This is a genomic window from bacterium, from assembly GCA_020440705.1.
Classification (GTDB): Bacteria; Krumholzibacteriota; Krumholzibacteriia; order LZORAL124-64-63; family LZORAL124-64-63; genus JAGRNP01.
In genome coordinates, this window is the sequence record JAGRNP010000102.1 from 1 (window position 1) to 4,996 (window position 4,996).

6 protein-coding genes are annotated in these 4,996 nt (G+C 68.7%); 2 read left to right on the forward strand and 4 right to left on the reverse strand.

The window, feature by feature from the left end; translation table 11 throughout:
• Window positions 1-487, forward strand: a 487-nt coding sequence (locus KDM41_13735) for a M48 family metallopeptidase (GenBank protein ID MCB1184485.1), incomplete at its 5' end; no start/stop codon positions are given.
• Window positions 488-524: 37 nt separating this feature from the next.
• On the opposite strand, the gene KDM41_13740 is transcribed toward KDM41_13735, so the two are convergent.
• A complete protein-coding gene (locus tag KDM41_13740) occupies window positions 525-1,358 on the reverse strand; it encodes an ABC transporter substrate-binding protein (protein ID MCB1184486.1) in 834 nt (277 codons plus the stop codon).
• A gap of 193 nt (window positions 1,359-1,551) precedes the next feature.
• Between KDM41_13740 and KDM41_13745 the strand changes: the two genes are divergently transcribed.
• Entirely contained in the window at window positions 1,552-2,052 is a 501-nt protein-coding gene (locus KDM41_13745; protein ID MCB1184487.1) for a hydrogenase iron-sulfur subunit, read from the forward strand.
• A gap of 105 nt (window positions 2,053-2,157) precedes the next feature.
• Here KDM41_13745 and KDM41_13750 read toward each other — a convergent pair whose 3' ends face one another.
• From KDM41_13750 to KDM41_13760, 3 genes are all read right to left on the reverse strand, one after another.
• Window positions 2,158-3,279, reverse strand: a complete 1,122-nt coding sequence (locus KDM41_13750; protein ID MCB1184488.1) for an isocitrate/isopropylmalate dehydrogenase family protein — start codon at window positions 3,277-3,279, stop codon at window positions 2,158-2,160.
• 147 nt (window positions 3,280-3,426) lie between these two features.
• On the reverse strand, window positions 3,427-4,374 hold the full coding sequence (locus KDM41_13755; protein ID MCB1184489.1) for a hypothetical protein: 948 nt from the start codon (window positions 4,372-4,374) through the stop codon (window positions 3,427-3,429).
• A gap of 2 nt (window positions 4,375-4,376) precedes the next feature.
• The coding region (locus KDM41_13760; GenBank protein MCB1184490.1) for a hypothetical protein at window positions 4,377-4,996 on the reverse strand (620 nt) is incomplete at its 5' end.

Below are 4,996 nucleotides of genomic sequence, written 5' to 3' on the forward strand. Positions count from 1 at the left end.
CAACGCCTGGTGCATGCCCGGCGGCAAGGTCGCCTTCTACACCGGCATCCTGCCCGTCTGCCGCGACGACGCCGGCGTGGCCGTGGTCATGGGGCACGAGGTGGCCCACGCCATCGCCAAGCACGGCAGCGAGCGCATGAGCCACCAGATGGCCATGCAGATGGGCGGCGTGGCGCTCAACGAGGCGGTCAAGAACCAGCCCGAGGAGACCAAGGCCATCTACATGTCGGCCTTCGCCGTGGGCGCCCAGTACGGCGCCATGCTGCCCTACAGCCGCAAGCACGAGTCCGAGGCCGACCACATGGGCCTGATCTTCATGGCCATGGCCGGCTACGACCCGCGCCAGGCGCCGAAGTTCTGGGAGCGGATGGCGGCGGGCGGCGGCGGCGCGCCGCCGGAGTTCATGAGCACCCACCCCTCGGACGAGACGCGGGTGCGCCAGCTCAACGAGCACATGGCCGAGGCCCTGAAGTACTACAAGCCCTGACCGGAAGGGACACGATCCGGCCCAAGGGGCGCAGCCGTCAGCGGTTGCGCCCCTTCGCGATGCCGTCGAGCAGGTTCACGAGCGTGCGCAGGCTGCGCGCCGTGCGCGTGCCGTACCACGACAGCAGCTTGCCGTCGAGGAGCACAGCCTGGCGCCGCGAGGCCACCACGTCAGCGGCGGCCAGCGACCAGCTGTCGTGGTGGGTGAACGGGAAGGGTTCGTCGGGCAGGAGCACCAGGTCGGGGGCGAGGACGGCCAGGCTCTCGAGGGTGAGGGCGGGGTAGCCCTTGCGGTCGCCGCACACGTTGCGCAGGCCCAGCTCGCCGAGCATGGCGTTGATGTGGTTGCCGCCGCCCACGGCCATCCAGGGCTTCTTCCAGATGAGCACGGCCACGCCCGGCGGTTCGTCGCGGGCGGTGCGCGACTTGCCGGCCGCCAGGCGGGCGGCGGTCAGGTCGGACAGGGCGCGTCCGGCCGCCGGTCCGGCGTCGAGCAGGGCGCCGTAGTCCACCAGCAGCTGGGCGACGTCGTCGAGGGAGCGCGGCATCACCACGAAGGTCTTCAGGCCGGCGGCCTCGAGGGCGGCCACGTCCTCGCGCCGGTTCTCCTCCTCGCACACGAGCACCAGATCGGGCGCGGCGGCGATGATGCCGGCGACGTCCGGATTCTTGGTGCCCCCGAACGTCGGCACGCCGCGCACCCGGCCGCGGGGTTCGGCGCAGTAGATGGTGCGCCCGACGAGGCGCTCGCCGGCGCCGAGGCCGAAGACGGTGTCGGTCAGGCTGGGCACGAGGGACACGACCCGTCGGTAGGGTCCGGCGGGCACGGGCAGGCCGCGGGCGTCCTTGAGGAATCGGGTGTCGGCGGCCATGGCATCCTCGGTTGGGGCGGACGAACGTCGCCGCCATGCTAGCAACCGCCCGGAGCGCGGACAAGTCGCGATCCGGCCCATGTCACCATTTGGAAAAAGAGCCGTTAACTCTTGTCTCCCATTCGTCTGAGAGATCAATGACAAAGTTTTAACAAATAAATTGACAATGCCCTCGCACTTAAATAGGATTTTGATGAGCACCGACCATCCGGAGAGACCCGAGGCCATGACGTCCGCGCCGCAGACCCCTCGCCACCGACCCAGGATCCTGGTCTTTTTCTGTTCCCAGTGCGGCGGCGCCGAGGCGCCGTCGTCGTCGTTCCGGGTGGGCGACGTGCCCGCGGTCGTCACCACGGTGCACTTCAGCTGCGCCCGCGAGGTGACGCCCGACGACATCGTGCACGGCTTCCGCGGCGGCGCCGACGGCGTGCTCATCTGCGGCTGCCTGGTGCGCAACTGCCCCGCCAGCGCGAACGACCTGACGGTGCTGCGCGACCTGTACCGCAACCAGGTCCTGATGAAGAATCTCGGCCTGGCCACCGACCGGCTGCGCGAGGAGTGGATCCTCGAGGGAACCACCGACACCCTCGACGCCCTGCTGTCCGACTTCAGTCGTCAGCTCGCCGCCATGGGGCCGCTCACCCTCGCGGGACCGGAGCCCGCCGCGCTGCGCGAGGACGCCGGCGAGGCCTGAGGTCCCCGCCGCGGTGCGCCCCGCGTTCCCCGATGCCGACCAGAAAAAGGCGCCCCCGCCGCATGGCGGGGGCGCCGTCGTCCGGACGCGTGGGGAACGGTGGGCTCAGCAGCGCGCCGCGATGGCTTCGGCCATCTCGGTCGTGGTGTTGGCGCCGCCCATGTCGTAGGTGCGGACCTTGCCCTCGGCGATGACCGCCGCCACGGCGTCCTCGAGCCGCTTCGCCATGTCGAGCTCGCCCAGGTGGTCGAGCATCATCTTGGCCGAGAGGATCATGGCGATGGGGTTCACCTTGTTCATGCCCACATACTTGGGGGCCGAGCCGTGGCTCGGCTCGAACACGGCCACTTCCTTGCCGATGTTGCCGCTGCAGGCGAAGCCGAGGCCGCCCACGAGCTGCGCGCACAGGTCGCTGATGATGTCGCCGAACATGTTGCTGGCCACGAGCACGCCGTAGTCCTGCGGGTTCTTCACCAGCCACATGCACATGGCGTCGATGTTGGTCTCCCACAGCTCGATGCCGGGGTAGTCCTTGGCGATCTTGCGGGCCTCGCGCACCATCAGGCCGCTCGTCTCGCGCACCACGTTGGGCTTCTCGACCACGGTGACCGTCTTGTAGCCGAACTTCTGCGCGTACTCGAAGGCGTCGCGGATGATGTCCTGGCAGCCCTTGCGCGTGAAGATGCGCGTGGAGATGGCGATGTCCTCGTTGGGCACGCCGTCCATGCGGCTCATCTGCGCGGGGTGGGTCTCGGTGAGCTTGTCGCGCACGTCCTGCGGCAGCGGGTGGTACTCGACGCCCATGTACAGGCCCTCGGTGTTCTGGCGGAACACGACGAGGTCGAGGCCGTCCTTGAAGTTCAGCGGGTTGCCCGGATACGCCTTGCACGGGCGCAGGTTGGTGCTCAGGTCGAAGGTCTGGCGCAGCCGCACGATGGGGCTGCGGTACACCTTGCCCGTGCCCTTCAGTTCGGGAACCAGCGCGGCCTCGGCCTCCTCCTTCGGCAGGCTGGTGATGGCGCCGAAGAGCGCGGCGTCGACGTTGCGCAGCATCTCGATGGTGCGATCGGGCAGCGGGTTGGCCTCGGTCTTCCAGAACTCCCAGCCGATGTCGCCGTGCACGTACTCGGCGTCGAAGCCGAGCTTGTCCAGGACCACGCGGGTCGCGTCCATCACGTCCACGCCGACGCCGTCGCCGGGCATCCAACCGATCTTGTACTTGGCCATTGCGGAACTCCTTGCCTGGATTTCGCGGGGGTGGGGGGCGCCGGGCCGCGCGGTCGGGCCCCGAAACTGTTCCGGCTAAGATAGCGCGGCCGGGGGTGAAGACAACCCCCGGCCGCGTGAAAACACCGGATTCCGGCCGGAAACCGGTCAGAAGTAGTAGCGGATCGTCAGCAGGCCCAGCAGCGCGTCGAGCTTCTCGGCGTCGCCCTCGGCGGGCAGCTGCATGAAGCCCGTCTCGGCGCCGATGGTGAAGGCCTCGCGTCCGGTGTACCAGATGCCGACCAGGACGCCGGCGAGCCCCGCGCCCGGGTCGTCCTCGGGGAAGCCCTTGGTGTAGCCCAGCGTGAAGCCGACGGGAATGCTGCGGCCCGGGGCCAGGTCGTACTCGAGCATCACACCGGCCCGATGGGTGGCCTTCGAGACGCCCCGGGCGTCGGGATCCTCGTAGAGCCCGATCGCCGCGTTGGCCCGCAGGCCGAACGCCGGCGAGAAGGCGTGGGCGTAGTCGACGGTCAGGCGGGCGGTCCAGTTCTTGACGCTTTCCAGCAGGTCGGCCTCGACGATCTCGCCGCTGTCGATCGACTCGACCACGAAGTCGTAGGGCGAGATGAGGAACGTCTTGCGGTACTCCCAGTCGATGCCGACGGAGAGCTGGCTCGCCTGCGAACGGAGCAGGCGCTTCTTCACCCACAGGTTCGCGTTGCGGTCGACGTTGGCCCCTTCGGTGACGAGGGTGGCGGCGTTGATGCCCGTGCGCACGACGCCGGCGTAGGTCATGCCCACCGCCCAGGTCTCGCCCAGCCGCTGCTGGAAGCCGAAGCCCAGGCTCACGTAGAAGACATCGCCTTCAAGGGTGTACAGCACCTCCCCGTCCGGGTCGAGGAACGGCGTCTCGAGGCCCAGGGCCACGCCGCCGCCGACGATGCTCTGGAACGTGGTCGCCGTCCAGGGGTCGTTGACGTAGAACGACGGCAGGAACCCGTGCCCGTCGAGGTGCCGCTCGGCGCCCTGGTCGAGGCCGTGTCCGGCCGCCCGGGCGTCCGCACCCGCGGCGACGGCCAGGGCGAAACAGACTAGGATCGCGATTCTCTTCATGGCTACCACACTCCCGCGCCGACTTCGACCGCGTAGCCGATCGAGTCCCAGTTCCAGAGGCCCTTGTTCTTGACGCCCACGCGCACGCCCCAGAAGTCGGTCCCGAGCTTGGTCAGGAACTTCAGCGGCGTGTGGGCCATGTTCAGACGGAACTTCACGCCCGTCTCGGTCATCACGTCGTTGTGGGTGTCGCCGAACTCGTCGTCGTCCCACTCCCAGCCGAAGGCGAAGTAGCCGTCGACCCAGCGCGAGGCGCTCGTGGTGTACATGAGGTTCCACGAGATGTCGCGCAGCTTCTTGTCCTTCAGGTAGATGCGGTTGACGAACCAGCCGCCGGCGATGGGGTCCGAGACGTTCTTCACCACCAGCAGCGGGAAGATGAAGCTCAGGCCGCCGGTGTGGGCGCGGTCGCCGTAGTTGAGGCCGTCGTAGCGGTAGGCGATGGACAGGGAGTTGATGAACTTCTCCTCGTCCATCCAGCGGGTCACGGCGCGCAGGTCGGTGGCGCCGAGCACCTCGGGCCAGTTCTCGTCGCCCTTGTCGTCGACGAAGTGCAGCAGCGTGGGTTCGGCCACGGTGTCCACGTCGCCCGGACGCGGGAAGGGGCGCAGGTCGTAGATGG

Coding starts and splice junctions, on each gene's coding strand:
- KDM41_13745 (MCB1184487.1), top strand. CDS start 1,552: ATGAGCACCGACCATCCGGAGAGACCCGAGGCCATGACGTCCGCGCCG.
- KDM41_13750 (MCB1184488.1), bottom strand. CDS start 3,279: ATGGCCAAGTACAAGATCGGTTGGATGCCCGGCGACGGCGTCGGCGTG.
- KDM41_13740 (MCB1184486.1), bottom strand. CDS start 1,358: ATGGCCGCCGACACCCGATTCCTCAAGGACGCCCGCGGCCTGCCCGTG.
- KDM41_13755 (MCB1184489.1), bottom strand. CDS start 4,374: ATGAAGAGAATCGCGATCCTAGTCTGTTTCGCCCTGGCCGTCGCCGCG.